We start from the raw sequence: 18,317 nt of genomic DNA on the forward strand, positions 1-18,317 counted from the left end.
TTATCTAATAGCCCTTCCCGGGCTGCGGTGTACCCGGCATGAGGGCACAGCCTACCAGTCGCGCAGGTAGGCGATGCGGTCTCGCAGCTGCTCAGCAGTGCACAACGCCGTCGGAGGGCCACCGCAGTTGCGGCGCGCCTCGTTGTGGATCGCCCCCTGTGGTCTACCGGTTCGTGCCGCGGTCATGTTCACCAGCGCGTTGAGCTCCTTGCGCAGGGCCGGCAGCTCCTCGCTGGCCACGCGGCGACGGTGCGCCTCTGCACCGCTCATCCCACCGGCAGCCCCGCCGTTGCGACGCTCTTCGGCCTCCCGACGCTTGCGCTCCTCAGCTTCGCGGGCGCGTGCCTCGACCTGGTCGGCCTGGCGCTGCTTCAACAGGGTGCGCATCTGCTCCGCATCCAACAGGCCTGGAAGACCAAGGTAATCCTGTTCCTCCGCGGAACCGGCCAGGGTGGTCGTGCCGTAGGTCGAGCCGTCGTAAATCAAGGAATCCAGCTCGGCCTCCGCGCCGATGGACTCGTAGGTCGTCAGCTCGTCCGGCTCGTTCTCCTCGCGATTAGCCTGGGCCAGCAGCTCATCATCCCAGCCTTCCTCGTCCTTCTTCGGCGCGCCCAGCACGTGGTTGCGCTGCTTTTCCAGCTTGGACGCCAGGTCCAACAGCACCGGCACGCTGGGCAGGAACACGCTGGCGGACTCGCCCTTACGGCGGGAACGGACGAAACGACCGATCGCCTGGGCGAAGAACAGCGGCGTCGCAGCGCTCGTGGCATAAACACCCACCGCCAGGCGGGGCACGTCCACGCCCTCCGAAACCATGCGCACCGCGACCATCCATTCGTCCTGGCTGGCGGAGAATTCCTTAATGCGGTCGGAGGCACCGACCTCGTCGGAAAGGACGACGGTGACCGGGGTGCTGCTGATCGTCGACAGGATCTTGGCGTAGGCGCGGGCGGTCGTCTTGTCGGTCGCGATGACGAGACCGCCGGCGTCCGGGATGTGGGTGCGCAGCTGCAGCAGGCGGGTATGAGCAGCCTTTAAGACCGCGGGGATCCACTCCCCCTTCGGGTCCAGCGCCGTCCGCCACGCACGGGCGGTCTGCTCCGGGGTGAGGGTCTCACCCAGCCGAGCCTCGAACTCCTCGCCCGCGCTGGAACGCCACCGGGCGTGGCCGGAGTAGGCCATGAAGACCACCGGCCGAACCACGCCGTCGCGCAGGGCCTCCGAGTAGCCGTAGGTATAGTCCGCACGCGATTCCAGCGCGCCGTCTGCGCCCGGCACCTCGATGTAGTCCACGAAAGGGATTTGTGCATCGTCGGAGCGGAACGGGGTACCGGTCAGCGCCAGTCGGCGCTCAGCGTGGGCATAGGCCAAGCGAACGCCGTCTCCCCAGCTCTTCGCGTCACCTGCGTGGTGGATCTCGTCGAGGATCACCAGGGTCTTTTGGGCGGTGGCTACCTGATAGTGCTTGGTGGGCTTCATACCAACCTGGGCATAGGTCACGGCCACGCCGTCGAAGGCGTTGTTGAACGGCGAAGAGTTGGAAAACTCAGCGTCGAGAGCAATCCCCATGGCAGCGGCGGAGAGCGCCCACTGGACCTTCAGGTGCTCGGTGGGAACCACGATGACGAGTCGCTGGACAACGCGTTTCTCCAGCAACATCGACGCCAGCGTCAGGGCGAAGGTGGTCTTACCGGCACCCGGGGTTGCGACCGCAAGGAAGTCCCGTGGCTGCTGCTCCTGGTAGAGGTCCAGGGCCTCCTGCTGCCAGGCACGGAGGGTTCTTTTCACCTTGTATCGGACCTACTTCTTACGCAGGCTCTGGTAAATTTCCTCGCACTCTGGGCACACCGGGGAGCCCGGTTTTGCCTGCTTGGTCACCGGGAAGGTCTCACCGCACAGTGCAACCACCAACCGGCCCATGACCGCTGACTCCACGATCTGGTCTTTCTTGACGTAGTGGAAAAACTTTGGGGTGTCGTCCTGGGTCTGCTCCTGCTCATCGACCTTCGGACGTTCCAGCGTGCTGGTGCTCGTGGCGCTCACAATCCTCCATCTTGCCCCTGAGGGCTTCCCACAGTTGACTCTCGTACTACCGTAGACGGTATGTCAGCAGCAGAGAAACGTGCCGGTCGCGCCCGGGGCAGTTCAGCCACCGGGGCGCGCCGTTTCCGCCGCCCTGGCAAGCGGGTCGATCGGATCACCGACGCGAGGAAGTCGCAGCTGGAGGACTGGCACCACCGGCGTCGGCTCTATTTGGGGCTACAGATTGCACGCATCCCGGTGCTTGTCCTGGCCGTGATCCTGCTGTGGGTCACCAATAACATCATTGTGGGTGCGATCGTGGCGTTCATCAGTGTTCCGCTGCCCTGGGTTGCGGTCATGCTCGCCAACGAGTCCGGGGAAGCCACGAAGGAGTCGGAAAAGGTCTATAAGCCTGGCCTCGTGCGGGCCAACCGGGCGGCGATGGCCAATTCCCAGCTCTCCCAAGCAACGAGCCCACAGCGACAGCTGGAGCCCAACGAGGTGGACTCCACCGACCGCCACCCCGTCATCGACCACGAGTCCGAGGACTAGCCCGGCCATCACCTGGGCGTACAGCTTGCGACTGCCCCAGCGCCCTTGAAGAGACCAATGCTGTACCGGCGGCACGCAGAGCCCGTTTCCCAACCACGACCGAGACAAGAAGGCACACCCCGCAGTGACAACCCACCCTTCCAGCATGCAGCTCACCTCCCAGCCCGCCCGCGAGGCTCTCGGTGGCCTGCTCGCCGTTGCCCGTGAACGCGGACTCAGCACCACCCTGCTCGAGGACGTCCTCGGCGAGCCCGGTCTCCGCGCCCTCAACCTCGCCAATCCTGCCGGAGCGCTGCGCGCGGTCCGCACCCCTGGCCGGGGCGATTCCCCAGACGCCACAAACACAGCCCAACTGGTGGAGCTCTTCGTCTTACGGGAACCAGCTGCCCTTGCGACGTGGCAGGAAGCCATCGGCACAGACCTCACCCGGCGTGCCATCGACGCTCGCCTGATCACCTCCCTGCCCGGCAGTGCGGATGAGCTGCAGTTGCGGGTGGATATCCGCCCGTACTCTTTCCCTCACCTGTTCGGTGATGCGGATGGCGATGCATCAGGCCTGGGCGGAGAATTCCTGCTCGCGTCGGATCCGGACGCTGGCCTGTGGCCGCAGGAGCCCACCGCGGACGATCACGTACCGGGCCTGGGTAACGCTCCGCGGTCGTTGCTTCGGGTCATCCCGCCGGCGGACAATCCGTGGCTACCCTCCCCGCGGCGGATCCTGGACCTGGGTTGCGGTGGTGGGGCGCTGAGCCTGGCCTTGCAGTTGGCCTACCCCGAGGCGCAGGTGGTGGGGACGGATATTAGTGGCCGAGCATTGGACTTCGCCGCGGTCAATGGCGCTCAGCTGGGTCAGGCACGAGGCGAGTTCTCCACGGCTGAGGCAGCCCCCGCGAGCGCCATCGAGTGGCGAGAGGGTTCCTGGTTCGAGCCCGTGGCGGGTGAGCGCTTCGACCTCATCGTGTCGAATCCGCCTTTTGTGGTCCAGCCCCCGGAGGTCGGGCATGTTTACCGCGATTCTGGGCTGGGCTTGGACCGCGCGACCGAGCTCGTGGTCTCCCACGCTCCTGAGCATCTCTCCCCCGGCGGCACGGCGCATATTCTGTGTTCTTGGGCGGTGTCCCCCGAGGATTCCGTGGCGTCGAAGATGGGGCGTTGGCTGCCGGCGGAGGGGGTGCGTGCCTACGGCCTCGTGCGGGAATACGTGGACCCGGAGACCTACGTGACGACGTGGCTGAGCGACGAAGGTATTGACCCACGCTCCCCGGCGGGCCGGCGGAAGGCTGGGCAGTGGCTTCACTACCTGGCTGAGAACGGGGTCAGCCATATTGCCTTGGGTTTCGCCCACCTGCGTGCGATTGATGGGCCCACTGAGGTCACTGTGGAGCAGTTGCCCGACACCATGGTGCCGGGTACCCCGCTGGGTGCTGAGGTGGCGGAGTGGTTCATCCGTAGTCAGTGGCTGGCCGATGTCTCCGCCGAGGATGTCCTGGGCGAGCGTTTTGCCGTGCGCCCGGGGGTGGCCACCGAGTTGGTCCGGCAGGCCGATGCGGAGGCCGGGCAGGGGTTCCGGGAGCTGTGTCTGCGCCTGGCCAGGACAGACGGTCCGGCGTGGACGCATGAGATCGATGCCGCGGTGGAGTCGATTCTCGCGGGCCTGAATCCGGAGGGCTTGGCCCTGGAGGATGTGCTGGGTCTCTATGCGGCTGTGACCGGGCCTGCCGAAGGCGAGGACCCGGTTGCTGCAGGCGAAGATTATGAGGAAGTCCTGGCGGAGAGGATGCTGGGGATCATCGTCGACCTCGTGCGCCACGGCATCGTATTGCCGAGCGGTCTGGTCGACTGGGCAGAAAGGTAAGTGGAGGATCATGAAGGCAGTTATCAGCACGGTGAGTCAGGCCAGCGTCGACGTCCGGGATGAATCCGGTGAGGTCCGTCGGGTCGGTGAGGTCTCCGGTCCGGCGTTGCTTGCCCTCATCGGCAGCGGCAAGGACGACGACGCTGACGCCTGGGAGACGATGGTGCGCAAGATCGCCGAGCTGCGGTTGTTCCCCGCCTCGGGTGAGCCGTGGGGCGGCCAACGGGATCTGTCGGTTGAGGAGGTAGGCGGTTCCGTGCTGGTGGTCAGCCAGTTCACCTTGATGGGCAAGACGAAGCGGGGGCGGCGTCCCAGCTGGTCAGAGGCGATGCCGGGTCCTGCTGCGGAACCGGTGATTGAGAGCATCGTCCAGGGGCTTCGGGACCGTGGGATCCACGTTGAAACTGGCGAGTTCGGGGCTGATATGCAGGTCAGCTCGGTCAACGAGGGACCTTATACCGTGTTGGTCGAGTGTTAGGTCGGCGATACTTGGGGTAGCTAGCCCCGTTTGTGGGGTGTGGCGTTCTCCACCCCGACGGTTGGTCTGGGTCTGGGAACAAAATCCGGGTTCTGGCCGTTGGTTGTATTAGCGCCTCAAAAATAGCGCCCCGTCGGATGCCCATCGTGAGCTCAAGAGGAGACCTAACTGCATGAGCAAGTCCACCAGCGGCAGTGATTCCGCCCGCGCGACGTCCGCCAAGGATGATGCCTCGCAGCCGGAGCAGAATACTGACCGCCGTCGGCGCCGAGGCAATAACGAGAACCCTTCGGCCGACCTCGTCCGCGTCTACCTGAACGGCATTGGTAAGACTGCCCTGCTGACTGCTGAGGACGAGGTTGAACTCTCCCAGCGTATTGAGGCCGGGCTGTATGCGGAGCAGCTGCTCAAGAGCGGCGAGCCGTTGACTCGTGCGAAGAAGCGCGATGTGAAGATCCTGGCACGCGAAGGCAAGGCCGCACGTACTCACCTGCTTGAGGCTAATCTGCGCCTCGTGGTCTCGTTGGCCAAGCGCTACACGGGCCGTGGCATGCCACTGCTGGACCTGATCCAGGAGGGCAACCTGGGGCTCATCCGCGCGATGGAGAAGTTCGATTACAAGAAGGGCTTCAAGTTCTCCACTTACGCCACCTGGTGGATCCGCCAGGCGATCACCCGCGGCATGGCGGACCAGTCGCGCACTATTCGCCTGCCGGTGCACCTGGTGGAGCAGGTCAATAAGCTTTCCCGCATCAAGCGCGAGATGTACCAGCACCTGGGCCGTGAGGCGACGTACGAGGAGCTGGCTGAGGAGTCGGGGATCCCGGAGGACCGGATCGAGATGCTGATGAAGCAGTCCCGCGACCCGGTGAGCCTCGACATGCCCGTCGGCACCGACGAGGAAGCCCCGTTGGGCGACTTCATCGAGGACTCCGAGGCAGAGGACGCCGAGGCTGCAGTCGTCGCCAGCCTGCGCCACTCCGACATCCGCTCCGTGCTGGCCACGTTGGAGCAGCGAGAGCAGGATGTCATCACCCTGCGCTATGGCCTCGATGATGGCCTGCCCCGCACGTTGGACCAGATCGGCCGTCAGTTCGGCCTCTCCCGTGAGCGGGTGCGCCAGATCGAGCGCGAGGTCATGGCTAAGCTGCGGGAGGGCCAGCGCGCGGACAAGCTCCGCGAATACGCCGTATAGTGCGCCACTCCCCAAGACCGGGGATGTATGGTTGAGGCATTGATTTTTTCGAGGCTTCCATCAGCTCGAAAGGTGAGAAAGGGCGAGTAGGGTGCGTGACCTAGTAGACACCACGGAGATGTATCTCCGGACGATTTACGAGCTCGAGGAAGAGGGCATCCCGCCGCTGCGCGCCCGGATCGCTGAGCGGCTTGAGCAGTCCGGCCCCACGGTGAGCCAGACGGTGGCCCGCATGGAGCGCGATGGTCTGCTCTCCGTTGAGAAGGACCGTTCCCTGAAGCTCTCCGACGAGGGTCGAGCACTCGCGACCGCCGTGATGCGCAAGCACCGCCTTGCCGAACGCCTGCTGACCGACGTGATCGGCCTGCCGTGGGACAAGGTTCACGACGAGGCCTGCCGCTGGGAGCACGTCATGAGTGACGAGGTCGAGCAGCGCCTCGTTGAGGTTCTCGACGAGCACGACACCTCCCCCTTCGGCAACCCCATCCCGGGGCTGAATTTCCTGACCGAACAGGCGGCGGACGGCACGGATATCTCCCAGACGGCCGTGGCGGAAGACCCGAATTCGGTCCGCGCCGCCGACCTGGCCACCGGCGAGGAACACGAGGCCGTGGTCACCAGCTTTAACGAGATCGTGCAGGTCGAGGGCTCGTTGATGAAGCGGCTGCGCGAGGCGGGCATTCTCCCAGGTGTCGCCGTCTCCGTCATCCCGACTGAGGATCACCTCATTCTGCGTGGCGAATCCGCTGAGGTCGTCATCCCCAGCGAGCTGGCGCACGCGGTCCGCGTACGCAACGTGTCGAACGCTTAACCGCCTCGACGCCTCCTGACCCCGCCAGACCTCGCATTCCTCGATTGAAGAAAGCCCCCACAGTGACTGAACACAACGCAATTGAACCTGGCAGCAACGTCCTCGTCACCGGTGGTGCGGGCTACGTGGGTAGCGTATGCACCGCCGTCCTCGTTGAAAACGGGTTCCACGTCACCGTCGTGGATAACTTGAGCACCGGCAATCGCTCCGCGATCCACCCCAAAGCCAACTTCGTGGAAGGCGACATTGCGGATGTGGCCAGCGAGGTTTTGGCGGATGGCGATTTCGCTGCCGTCTTCCACTTCGCCGCGCGCTCGCTCGTGGGCGAATCCGTGGAGCAGCCGGATGCCTACTGGCACCACAATGTTCTCACAACCCTCACGCTGCTGGACGCGATGCGCGAAACAGGAGTGAAGAACATCGTCTTCTCCTCCACCGCTGCCTGCTACGGCGAACCGGAGCAGGTGCCTATCACGGAGGATATGCCCACGGCCCCGACGAACCCCTACGGTGCCTCGAAGCTGACGATCGACTACATGCTCTCCTCCTACGCCAAGGCTTACGGACTGGCAGCGACGAGCCTGCGCTACTTCAACGTCGCGGGCGCCTATCAGCAGTTCGGTGAGAACCGTGAGGTGGAGACCCACCTGATCCCGATCGTCCTGCAGGTCGCTCTGGGCCACCGCGAGTCGATCAGCATCTTCGGCTCCGATTGGCCCACCAAGGACGGCACAGCAGTGCGCGACTACATCCACATCAAGGACCTCGCGGATGCCCACGTGCTCGCTGCGACGTCCAACGTGGCCGGCGAGCACCGGATCTTCAACCTTGGTAGCGGTGACGGGTTCAGCGTCCGGGAGGTCATCGACACCTGCCGGGAGGTCACCGGGGCCGACATTCCGGCGATCGAGGCCCCACGACGCGCCGGAGACCCAGCAGTGCTCATCGCCTCGAGTGCGAAGGCTATCGCTGAGCTGGGCTGGGAGCCGCAACTCTCGGACCTGAAGACGGTGGTGTCGGACGCGTGGCGGTTTACCTCCGCCCTGGGAGATGCGGCCCACTCCGCTCCCCGTCCCTAGGGTTTCGCGAGCTCACCTCCCTCGGTGTCCAGGTGACGTAGGTGTTCAAGGGCATCCCAGTCCAGCACCCGCATGAAGGCCTCGCGCGTGTCGGCCGGGACGTGTTCGCGCGGGTTCTTCCCGTTCAGGACCCCTGTGGCGATTGCGACCTTATCCTTGACGATCTGGAGCGCGAGGCCGGTTTTCAGGGCTATGACGAGCACCTGGTTATCCTTCCATCCCATGGCGCTGGTCGCCTCGGAGACTGCCCGGCGCGCGGTGTGAAATGCGACCACTCCTTCCCCATTCCCGACGAGTACCTGGGTGAGCACGTAAAGCACATTGCTTCTCACGTCGCCGGCTGTGTGGCGCGCAGTTGCCGCGAGCAGTGAGCGGATGACGGGCGAGGGCATGCCGATTGATGTGGTGATGAGAAAGGCCTGGCTGCGGGGCTCGCCGCAGAGCCGGGCGATCGCGGTCAGCAGCGCCAGGTCTGCCATTGCATCCTCCACCGTGGTGAACCCGTCGAGTATCTCTTCTGTTTTTGCCAATAGTTGGTGGAGGGCGGTGTCCAGACACTGCGGTTCCGCCTGCCCTGCCAGGGGTGGGTCCTGCTGGTCCAGCCAGCATTCCATGTCCTCGCGAGCTGCGAAGTTCAAGGCATTGGTCACCCCCGCGTGGAGAGCTACTGGGTTGGCGCTTTGTACCGGGATGGTCCCCTCGTCCACCCATAGTTGTGTGTGGAGGTCGTATGTCGCCCACTCTTGGTGGTCTGCGATCTCCTGAGCCCAGTGGCTGGTGTGCACGGGGATTCCGGCCAGGGCGAGTTGGGTGCGTGTGTCAGTGAATACGTCGACGGCGCGGGCCGGGGTGCCACCGATAACGAGGATGATCGCCTGCGGGCATTGATCCGTCGGCACGGTGTCCGAGATGGGAGCCCCCAGTGCGGCACAGAAGGTGTCGAGGGCCTCCACGGTGCTATCGCCGTCCAGGTCGGCTCTCACGACGGGGCCTACCTGAAAGGTGACGGTGGCGTGTGTGGTGGCGCGGTCACCCGGGTTGCTGCCTCGAGGTGGCCCGTCCTTGCTGACCGGTTGGAGTCCGATGAGCACCAAGGAGTCCTGCGGTGTGAAACCGAGCATGGCTGGTAGGCCTGCGAGCAGAGCCCCGGGGTCGGCTCCCAGGGAGATGCTGCGATGCCCAGCTGGTGCTGTGCTGTGCCCTTGGCAGCCCCGTAGCCTGTTGTCGGATGGTGGGGCCTGCGCGGCGGTTGTCTCGTGGGGAATATTGCGATGGTCGTTGTGGTTGGAATGACGTGAATCGTGTGATCTCATGAGCAAAGTGTGCTCGATCACCCGGTCAGCCCCAGCGCAGCAGCGTTGGTCTGCGGAGGAGAACCGCCAGGGCCCTGTGGACACGCAGTGGACTGTGGATAACTTCCCCACGCCGGAGCCCGCCACGTGTTTTGGCTGGCCTGAACTCGGTTAATGCCGAGATCTCCGGCCCGCTGCCCCGCAGTCGTTGTAAAGAAAGGGAGCGCAAGGACGATGCCTCAGGACAATTCTTTTAGCCGCCGTCCCCGGAACACCATGTATGAGATGGAATATCCCGTTCCGCTGGAGGCGGATTCGCCGGACGAAGGTATTCCGATGCTGATCGCGCTCCAGGGCTATGCCGATGCGGGCCAGGCCATCGCAGTCAGTGGAAATCACCTCCTGGAGGCTCTGGATAGCTCGGTTGTCGCCAGCTTCAACCTCGATGATCTACTGGATTACCGCGCACGGCGCCCCAGCATCACGATCGACCAGAATCGTATCACCAAGTCCGACAAGCTCAGCCTGGACGTGCGCATCGTCAAGGACGTCAACGACCGGCCGTTCCTGCTGGTCGCCGGCCCAGAGCCGGACCTGAAGTGGGAGGCATTCGGGCACGCGATCATGGAGTTGGCGCAGCGAGCGAATGTCTCCCGGGCGATTTCCTTCTATGCTGCCCCGATGACGGTGCCGCACACCCGCCCGCTGGTGATTTCCGCGCACGCTTCGGACCCGTCCCTGGTGCGGGATTACCACACGTGGGACGCACGGCTGGTGATCCCGGGGGCTGCTGCGCTCGAGACCGAGATGCAGCTGTCTGCCGCGGGATTCGACGCCATTGGGCTCACGGCCCATGTGCCGCACTACATCGCGGGTTCAGAGTACCCGGAGGCAAGCTACGCGCTGCTGAAGGCCTTCGGCGACCTTGCCGACCGCGAGCTGCCGTTGAAGGCGCTGGAGAAGGATATGTCGCGCGTACAGCAGCAGCTCGCACAGCAGACGGAGGATTCCCACGAGATCGCTACCGTCGTTGGGGCCCTCGAGCAGCAGTACGACAAGGAAGTCCGTAGGCTTCGAAAGAAGAAGAGTTCGTTGCTCGAGCCAGGACAGGACATCCCTACTGGCGAGGAGCTGGGCGCCGAGTTCGAGGCATTCCTGGCCCGCATGAATGACGCGGCGGATACCGATTCCGCGGCCGGCGGGGAGGATCCGGCGGATCCCACCCATAGCAACGACCCACACGACGACGATGAAGGAGACTCACAGTAGTGGGAATCGCTGCCCAGCTGGCCGACCTACTCCCCGACCTCGACGAGGTCCCTGAAGGGCTCGTTGACGACGCCGTGTTGGCGTCCTTCCTGCGGTGGACGGAAGACCGCGGGATCAGCCTCTACGAGGCGCAGAAGGAGGCAGCCACGGCGTTGGTCGCCCAGGACCACGTCATCCTGGCGACCCCCACGGGGTCCGGGAAGTCGATGGTGGCTCTGGCGGCCCACTTCGTGGCGCTGGCGCGCGGGCAGCGCAGTTTCTACACCGCCCCAATCAAAGCCCTGGTCAGCGAGAAGTTCTTCGACCTCTGCGCAACCTTTGGCCCTGAGAATGTGGGCATGATGACCGGTGATGCGACCGTCAATGGTGGTGCCCCCATCATCTGCGCCACCGCCGAGATCCTCGCCAATATCGCGTTGCGCGACGGGAAGGACGCGCAGGTCGACCAGGTGGTCATGGATGAGTTCCACTACTACTCCGAGCCCGACCGTGGCTGGGCCTGGCAGGTGCCCCTCCTGGAACTCCCCCACGCCCAGTTCCTGCTGATGAGCGCCACGCTGGGAGACACTGCGTGGCTGGAGAAGGATCTGACCGACCGCACCGGCAGGCCCTGCACCCACGTTTCTGGCTCCGTCCGCCCGGTTCCGCTGAGCTTCGACTACGTCTATACCCCGGTGCACGAGACGATCGAGGAGCTAGTCAAGGATGGCAAGGCCCCGGTCTACGTCGTACACTTCACCCAGCGCGAGGCCATCGAGCGCGCTCAGGCGCTGACGAGCCTGAGCTTGGTCAGCGAAGAGAAGAAGAAGGCGATCGCCGAGGCGATCGGGAACTTCAAGTTCACCACCAGCTTCGGCAAGACCCTATCCAAACTGCTGCGCCGCGGGATTGGTGTCCACCACGCCGGCCTGCTGCCAAAATACCGGCGCCTGGTGGAACAGCTCGCCCAGCAGGGTCTGCTGACCGTCATCTGCGGCACCGACACCCTGGGCGTGGGAATCAACGTCCCGATCCGCTCGGTGCTCATGACGGAGCTAGCGAAGTTCGACGGCGAACGCCACCGCATCCTGAAGTCCCGGGAGTTCCACCAGATCGCCGGACGAGCAGGACGCGCAGGCTACGACACGGAAGGCACCGTCGTCGTCCAGGCGCCGGAACACGAGATCGAGAACTTCCGGCTTCGCCAGCGCGCTGGGACGGACCCGAAGAAGCTCAAGCGGCTGCGCAAGAAGTCCGCACCACAGGGCCGAACCACCTGGTCCGAGTCCACGTACGAACGCCTGCTCACCGCGGAGCCAGAGGAGCTGGTCAGCCAGTTCACGATGAGCAACTCGATGCTGCTGAACATCGTCGCTCGCAAGGAATGGACCTTTGCTGCCCTCAAGCGTCTGCTCCGCAGCAGCCACGAGACCCGCGCGAAGCAGAACGCTCACATCCGCACCACGATCGAGCTCTACCGTGGCCTGCTTCGGTCCGAGGTGGTCGAGGAGTTCGCGGCGGACACGCCGTCCGGGAAGGACGCCCGGCTAACCCAGGAACTGCAGCGAGACTTCGCGCTCAACCAACCGCTGGCCCCGTTCGCGCTGGCTGCTCTAGACCTGCTCGACCCGGAGTCCCCGGAGTTCACCCTGGACGTGATCTCCACCTTCGAGGCGGTTCTCAACGACCCCCGTCAGGTACTCAGCGGCCAGCAACGCGCAGCCCGCGATGAGGAGCTCGCCGCGCTCAAGGCGGAGGGCGTCGACTACACCGAGCGGATGAACATCCTCGAGGACGTCACCTACCCGCAGCCGCTGGCCGAATCCCTCGACAATGCCTTCGACATTTTCTGCGAATCCAACCCCTGGGCGAAGGACTTCGACATCTCCCCGAAGTCCGTTCTGCGCGACATGATCGAAAAGGGCATGACCTTCTCGGACATCATCGCCACCTACCGTTTGGGGCGTTCCGAGGGCGTGGTGCTGCGCTACCTCACCGACGCGTGGCGCACCCTGGACCATTCGGTGCCACAGAGCTACCGCACGGAGGAGCTCGAGGACATCATCGAGTGGCTGGGCGAGCTCATCCGCCAGGTGGACTCCTCCCTGCTGGATGAGTGGGCCACCCTCTCCGACCCGGATGCTCCGCTGACCGAGGAGCAGGTCACGGAGCATGCCTTCGGGGTCACCGATAGTTCCGCGCTCTCGGCCAACAAGCGAGCACTGCGGCGGATGGTACGCAACCACATGTTCCGCCACGTGGAGCTCTTCGCCTTCGAGAAGGAGGAGCAGCTGGCGGAGCTGGATTCCTACCTGGAGGACGCCCCCGATTGGCCCGCCGCCATGGACGATTACTTCGAGGAGTATGCGGACCTGGGGGTTGACGCCGACGCGCGTTCCAACTCAATGGTGCTCATCGACGAGAACCCGGAGGCTGCGCCCGGCCAATGGCGGGTGCGCCAGATTCTGGATGACCCGGAGAAGGACCACGGCTGGGCCTTCGAGGGCATGGTGGACCTGGCCGCTACCGACGAGGCCGGAGAGGTGCGCCTAGCCAGCCTGGTTATTCACCAAGGCTAGCGGCCAGCTCCGCCCGGGCGGTTTCCTGCACCGCTGCAAAGGACTCAGAGAGGATGCGGCCGAGCTCCTCATAATCCTCGGTACGCACGCTGCTGGAGCGGTGGGCAATCCCCACCGTGCGGCCAGCCGCCTTCTCCTCGGGGTGGAATGTCGCCAAGCCGATGCCCGGGCGCTGGCACTCACTGGGCACCGCACTCAGCGGAACAAGGGTCGCGCCCTGCCCGGCGGCGACGAGGTGAACCACGGTGGACAGACTCGTTGCCCGGGTCACCGCCAACCGGGGGTCATGGCTCATATTCACCCTGCGGCACAGGTCCATCACCTGGTCCCGCAAACAGTGCCCCTCGTCGAGAAGCAGGAGGTCGAGTTTTTCGAGGTCGGCGACGCACAGGTCGCGGCGGCCGGCCATCGGGTGGCCTTCTGGGACGACCACCACGAACTCCTCCTCGTAGAGGGGAATCGTGGTCAGCCCGGCGTCCTCAAACGGAAGCCCCAACACCGCGACGTCGATGCGCCCCTGCCGAAGGGCATCCACCAGGTGGTGGGTCTTCTCCTCCACGATGCGGGGGGCATCCCCAGTCTGCGGTTCGTCGAGGGCGCGCAAGAAATCCGGGAGCAGGAATGGGGCGATCGTCGGGATCATGCCCACGACCAGGGCACTGCCCAACCCGCCTTTCACAGAATTGGCGTGATCAACGAGGGCGTCCACGCTCTCCAGCGTGGCGTGGGCGAAAGGCAGGAGCGAGCGCCCCATCGGCGTCACGATGACTTTTCGGGTGGAGCGCTCGATCAGCTGCACTCCGAGCCCCTGCTCGAGGGTCGCGAGAGCCTGCGAGAGCGATGGCTGGGAAATGCCCAGGTGCGCCGCGGCGGTGCCGAAGTGGCCGTGTTCCGCGATCGTCGCGAAGGTCCGGACCTGCGCAATGGTCGGCCGATACTCTTTGTGGGTCACAGCTACCTATCAATGTTTCAACAATGCTGAAGCCTTATCCTACGCGAGCTGGCCGGGTGGTTTTAGCCAAAAGCTATGAATGGCTCCCGGCTACAGGTGCCAGCCACAGAGTTGTTAAGCTGGAGCCCTAATGAGCAGGGAAAATAGCGATAAGAGCACGCAAAAATCAGCGCAACAGCCGTCGCGGCACGCCAGAAACGGGCGTCACCGCAACCGCGGGGGCAAGTCGCGCCGCCGGGGACGCAGCGGCCGACAGCGCCGGGAGCGCACGGCCGGCGTCAATCTGCCCCAGCAGGACCGGGTCTTCCCTCAGATCCACTTCCCTAGCGAGCTGCCCGTCTCGGAGCGCCAGGCGGATATCGAAAAGGCTATCGCTGAAAATCAGGTTGTCATCATCGCCGGTGAGACTGGCTCCGGTAAGACCACGCAGATCCCGAAGATGTGCCTGAACCTGGGTCGCGGCAACCGGCAGCGCATCGGGCACACCCAGCCCCGGCGCATCGCCGCCCGCAGCGTGGCGGACCGCATCGCCGAGGAGCTCGGATCGAGCACGGATAAGCCGGATTCCCTGGTCGGTTACAAGATCCGCTTCGACGATAAGACCAGCGAGAACACCGCGGTCAAGCTCATGACCGACGGTGTGCTTCTCAACGAGATCCAGCGCGACCGGCTACTCCGCGAATACGACACGATCATCATCGATGAGGCGCACGAGCGCAGCCTGAACATCGACTTCCTGCTGGGCTACCTGAAGAATCTGCTGCCGAAGCGCCCGGATCTGAAGCTGATCATCACCTCCGCGACGATCGACCCCGAAAGCTTCGCGGAGCACTTCGCCAGCGCCGATGGCACACCCGCGCCAATCGTCGAGGTCTCGGGGCGAACCTACCCGGTCGAGATCCTGTACCGCCCGCTGGAGCGAAGCTATACCGACCCGGACAGTGGGGAGATCACCACCCACGTGACGGACCCGTTGGACGCGCTCATCGAGGCCGTCGACGAGCTGTGGAGCTTCGGCAGCGGCGACATCCTGTGCTTCTTCTCCGGGGAACGCGAGATCCGCGACGCCGCCGAGGCGCTGGATAAGCATCTCAACCGCGACCGGCGCGGGGCACGCGTCGACATCCTCCCCCTGTTTGGGCGACTGTCGAATGCGGAACAGCACCGCGTGTTCAACCCTGGCCAACGCCGCCGGATCGTGTTGGCCACGAATATCGCCGAGACGTCCCTGACCGTGCCGGGCATCCGCTTCGTCGTGGATACCGGCTATGCGCGCATCTCCCGCTACTCCAATCGCACGAAGGTACAGCGACTGCCGGTCGAGGAGATCAGCCAGGCCTCCGCGAAGCAGCGTTCGGGCCGTTGTGGCCGTGTCGCCGACGGTATTGCGATCCGGCTGTATTCGGAAGAAAACTTCGAAGCCCGACCGGAGTTCACCGACCCCGAAATTCTGCGCACCCACCTGGCCAGCGTCATCCTGGCGATGCTTGCTCTTGGCCTCGGTGATATCCAGAAGTTCCCCTTCCTGCAGGCCCCTGACTCTCGCGCGGTGCGCGACGGCGTGGCCCTGCTCAGCGAGCTGGGCGCGATCTCCGGAGGCGACCGGCACGCGTTGACGGACGTGGGACGGGACATGTCTCGCATCCCGACCGACCCCCGCTTGGCGCGCATGATGGTCGCCGCCCACCGGCTGAACATCCTGGATCAGGTCACCGTCATCGTCGCTGCGCTATCCATCCAGGACGTCCGGGAACGGCCGCTGGAGAAGCAGCAGCAGGCCGATGAGCTCCACGCGCGTTTCAAGGCGAACTCGGACTTCATCTCCACCCTGAAGCTGTGGAGCTACCTGCAACAGCAGCGCGCCGAGCTCAGCGGTAACCAGTTCCGCAAGCTCTGCCAGCGGGAGTTCATCCACTACTTGCGTGTCCTGGAGTGGGCGGATCTGGTTCGTCAGCTGCTCAATATCGCCAAGGAGCTGCGCTGGTCCGTGCCGAATATTCGGCATGTCCGGCAGCTGACCTTCGACGGCGAGCGCATCGCCGAAGATGATGTCCACCGAGCCCTGCTGGCCGGGCTGATCAGCCACATCGGCATGCGGGAGGGCGAGAGCCGCCAGTTCACCGGCCCCCGCAATTCGCACTTTGTGGTGCACCCGAGCTCCCATGTGGCGAAGAAACCACCGCAGTGGATCATGGCCGCGGAGCTGGTCGAGACATCCCGGATTTTCGCCCGAACGGTGGGGCCGATCCGCCCGGAGTGGGTGGAATCAATCGCACCCCACATGGTGAAGTACACCCATTCGGAGCCTCACTGGTCCTCGAAGCGCGGTGCGGCGATGGTCTACGAAAAGGCCCTCCTGCTTGGACTCCCCATCGTCACGGAGCGACGCGTCAACCTGGGTCGTATCGACCCGGAGCTGGCGCGGGATATGTTCATCCGCAAGGCGCTGGTCGAGGGCGACTGGGAGACGCGCCACAAGTTCTACCGCCACAATCAGGAGCTTCTTGAGCAAGCCGAGAAGCTGGAGGATAAGGCCCGTCGCCGGGACATCGTGATCGACGATGATGCCCTGTTTTCTTTTTACGACGCCCGCCTGCCCGCAGACATCATCTCCAGCCGACATTTTGATTCCTGGTGGAAGAAGGCACGCCACAAGAAGCCAGACCTGCTGGATTTTTCGCTCGACGCGCTCATCGATTCGCACGAAGGGGCCGCGGAGGCCAATGAGTTCCCGGATACCTGGCGGCAGGGCAGCCTGGAGTTCGACCTGGAGTATGTCTTCGACCCCACCGATCCGCGCGACGGCATCACCATGCAGGTTCCACTGCCCCTGCTGGCGAACATCGACCCCGAAATCACGCAGTGGTTGGTTCCGGGCATGCGTCACGAGCTAGCGGTGGCGCTCATCCGTTCCCTGCCCAAGGCGATCCGCAAGTCGGTGGTCCCGGCAACGGATTTCGCAGCACGGGCGCTGGAGGCCATGACGCCCTACGACGGGGCGATCGATGAGTCGCTGGCCGATGCGCTGCGCTCGCTGGGCGGTCGGGGCATCAACGCCACGGACTTCGACTGGACCAAGGTGCCCGACCACCTGCGCATGAATTTTGCGGTTATTGACCGCCGCGGCAATGTGGTGCGCACCGGCCGGGACATCGTCGCACTCCAGCGGGAGCTGGCCGGTGATGTCCGCCAGGCAATTGCGGCGGCGAGTGCTCGGTCCCTGCGTGGTGGCCAGGGTTCTACGGCTGCCAGCCCGCTGGACGCCAAGGTGCACCAGAAGGGTGCGGGCGCAGCTGGCAAGAAGGGCCGTGGCACTGGCGGGAAGCAGAAGGCACCTCAGGGCGGGGCCGGCGTGGGTGGCGTGCTTCAGCACGCTGACGAGTGGTCGGCCGAAAGCATCGGCGATATCCCTGAGTCCATCGAGACCGTCGTCGACGGCCAGGCCGTGAACGCTTTCCCCGCACTGGTTGCCAGCTTCTCCGCTGGCAAGACGGGTCACCGCAGCACGCGTTTCGAGCTCAAGGCCTTCCCCACCGAGCACGCGGCGAAGGCTCAGCAGTTCTCGACGGTGCTAAGCCTGATGGCCGAGGCCACCCCGATTTCCGCCGGACAGATGCTCAAGGGGCTGCCGTTGCGCCAGCGCGTGGCGCTGGAGAACTATCCGAACGGTGGTATTGAGGCGTTGGTGGACGATGCGCGCACGGCGGCGTGCCGCCAGCTTCTGGAGAAGGTTGGCCCGGTGATCAGAACCCCTGACGAGTGCGAACGGGCCTGCCAGACGGCCCGCCAGCAGGCTCCTGGTCTGGTGCGCCAGATCCTGGTTGCATTCGCCCCTGCTGCATTAGCCATCCAGGACATCTCCTCGGAGCTGGAGCAGTGGGATGGTCCCGCGATTGCGGAGATGAAAAAGCAGGTGCAGTTGTACGCCGCGGACCACAGTCTGGTCACGTGGGGCATTCAGCGCCTCCGGCACGTCCCCCGGTACGTCGAGGCTATGAAGGAGAGGCTGGCACTGCTGGAGCGGGATCCTGATCGCGAGGCGGAGCTGGCGGAGGAGCTGGCGGAAGCGATGAAGATTTATCAGCAGACGGTGGATCGCCTGCCCAGCGCCCGGCAGGCTTCGCCCCAGGTCAAGGACCTGCGTTGGCTGATCGAGGAGCTCATGGTGGCTCTGTTTGCCCAGCATTTGGGCACTGCACGCAGCGCATCACTGCAGCGGGTTAGCAAGGCTGCCGGTCAGATCCGCTAGTCCGT

The 18,317-nt window shown here is 64.7% G+C and carries 13 protein-coding genes; 9 read left to right on the forward strand and 4 right to left on the reverse strand.

Going from position 1 to position 18,317, the window contains the following annotated elements:
• Nucleotides 1-51: 51 nt before the first annotated feature.
• Nucleotides 52-1,788 carry a DEAD/DEAH box helicase gene (locus HMPREF3097_RS02575; RefSeq protein ID WP_070760714.1) on the reverse strand — a complete coding sequence of 579 codons (1,737 nt, stop codon included), beginning with the start codon at nt 1,786-1,788 and terminating at the stop codon, nt 52-54.
• Nucleotides 1,789-1,800: 12 nt separating this feature from the next.
• Nucleotides 1,801-2,043 carry a DUF3039 domain-containing protein gene (locus HMPREF3097_RS02580; protein WP_070760717.1) on the reverse strand — a complete coding sequence of 81 codons (243 nt, stop codon included), beginning with the start codon at nt 2,041-2,043 and terminating at the stop codon, nt 1,801-1,803.
• Nucleotides 2,044-2,103: 60 nt separating this feature from the next.
• Between HMPREF3097_RS02580 and HMPREF3097_RS02585 the strand changes: the two genes are divergently transcribed.
• The 6 genes from HMPREF3097_RS02585 to galE all read left to right on the forward strand — a co-directional run bounded on the left by HMPREF3097_RS02585 (nt 2,104) and on the right by galE (nt 7,992).
• Nucleotides 2,104-2,574, forward strand: a complete 471-nt coding sequence (locus HMPREF3097_RS02585) for a DUF3099 domain-containing protein (RefSeq protein WP_070760719.1) — start codon at nt 2,104-2,106, stop codon at nt 2,572-2,574.
• A gap of 124 nt (nt 2,575-2,698) precedes the next feature.
• Nucleotides 2,699-4,429, forward strand: coding sequence for a DUF7782 domain-containing protein (locus tag HMPREF3097_RS02590; protein ID WP_070760721.1), 1,731 nt, complete (start codon nt 2,699-2,701; stop codon nt 4,427-4,429).
• A 10-nt stretch (nt 4,430-4,439) separates the two neighbouring features.
• Nucleotides 4,440-4,907, forward strand: a complete 468-nt coding sequence (gene dtd, locus HMPREF3097_RS02595; protein ID WP_070759002.1) for a D-aminoacyl-tRNA deacylase — start codon at nt 4,440-4,442, stop codon at nt 4,905-4,907.
• A 172-nt stretch (nt 4,908-5,079) separates the two neighbouring features.
• Nucleotides 5,080-6,102 carry a sigma-70 family RNA polymerase sigma factor gene (locus HMPREF3097_RS02600; RefSeq protein WP_070759003.1) on the forward strand — a complete coding sequence of 341 codons (1,023 nt, stop codon included), beginning with the start codon at nt 5,080-5,082 and terminating at the stop codon, nt 6,100-6,102.
• 91 nt (nt 6,103-6,193) lie between these two features.
• On the forward strand, nt 6,194-6,913 hold the full coding sequence (locus HMPREF3097_RS02605; protein WP_070760723.1) for an iron-dependent transcriptional repressor DtxR: 720 nt from the start codon (nt 6,194-6,196) through the stop codon (nt 6,911-6,913).
• A gap of 62 nt (nt 6,914-6,975) precedes the next feature.
• On the forward strand, nt 6,976-7,992 hold the full coding sequence (gene galE, locus HMPREF3097_RS02610; RefSeq protein WP_210398515.1) for a UDP-glucose 4-epimerase GalE: 1,017 nt from the start codon (nt 6,976-6,978) through the stop codon (nt 7,990-7,992).
• Here galE and HMPREF3097_RS02615 read toward each other — a convergent pair.
• Complete coding sequence (locus HMPREF3097_RS02615) at nt 7,989-9,305, reverse strand: DUF4192 domain-containing protein (protein WP_256374184.1); 1,317 nt, start codon at nt 9,303-9,305, stop codon at nt 7,989-7,991. The genes galE and HMPREF3097_RS02615 overlap by 4 nt on opposite strands.
• A gap of 213 nt (nt 9,306-9,518) precedes the next feature.
• On the opposite strand from HMPREF3097_RS02615, the gene HMPREF3097_RS02620 reads away from it, so the two are divergent.
• Both HMPREF3097_RS02620 and HMPREF3097_RS02625 read left to right on the forward strand, forming a co-directional pair.
• Nucleotides 9,519-10,553 carry a PAC2 family protein gene (locus tag HMPREF3097_RS02620; protein WP_070759007.1) on the forward strand — a complete coding sequence of 345 codons (1,035 nt, stop codon included), beginning with the start codon at nt 9,519-9,521 and terminating at the stop codon, nt 10,551-10,553.
• Nucleotides 10,553-13,111: a DEAD/DEAH box helicase gene (locus HMPREF3097_RS02625; protein ID WP_070760729.1), complete on the forward strand. Its 2,559-nt coding sequence runs from the start codon at nt 10,553-10,555 to the stop codon at nt 13,109-13,111. Before HMPREF3097_RS02620 ends, HMPREF3097_RS02625 begins: the two co-directional genes overlap by 1 nt.
• On the opposite strand, the gene HMPREF3097_RS02630 is transcribed toward HMPREF3097_RS02625, so the two are convergent.
• Nucleotides 13,095-14,063: a hydrogen peroxide-inducible genes activator gene (locus tag HMPREF3097_RS02630; protein WP_070760731.1), complete on the reverse strand. Its 969-nt coding sequence runs from the start codon at nt 14,061-14,063 to the stop codon at nt 13,095-13,097. The two genes, HMPREF3097_RS02625 and HMPREF3097_RS02630, sit on opposite strands and share 17 nt — an antisense overlap.
• Before the next feature lie 130 nt (nt 14,064-14,193).
• Between HMPREF3097_RS02630 and hrpA the strand changes: the two genes are divergently transcribed.
• Nucleotides 14,194-18,312 carry an ATP-dependent RNA helicase HrpA gene (gene hrpA, locus HMPREF3097_RS02635; RefSeq protein ID WP_070760733.1) on the forward strand — a complete coding sequence of 1,373 codons (4,119 nt, stop codon included), beginning with the start codon at nt 14,194-14,196 and terminating at the stop codon, nt 18,310-18,312.
• Nucleotides 18,313-18,317: the final 5 nt, after the last annotated feature.

It is taken from the genome of Corynebacterium sp. HMSC27B11 (assembly GCF_001815985.1).
Lineage (GTDB): Bacteria > Actinomycetota > Actinomycetes > Mycobacteriales > Mycobacteriaceae > Corynebacterium.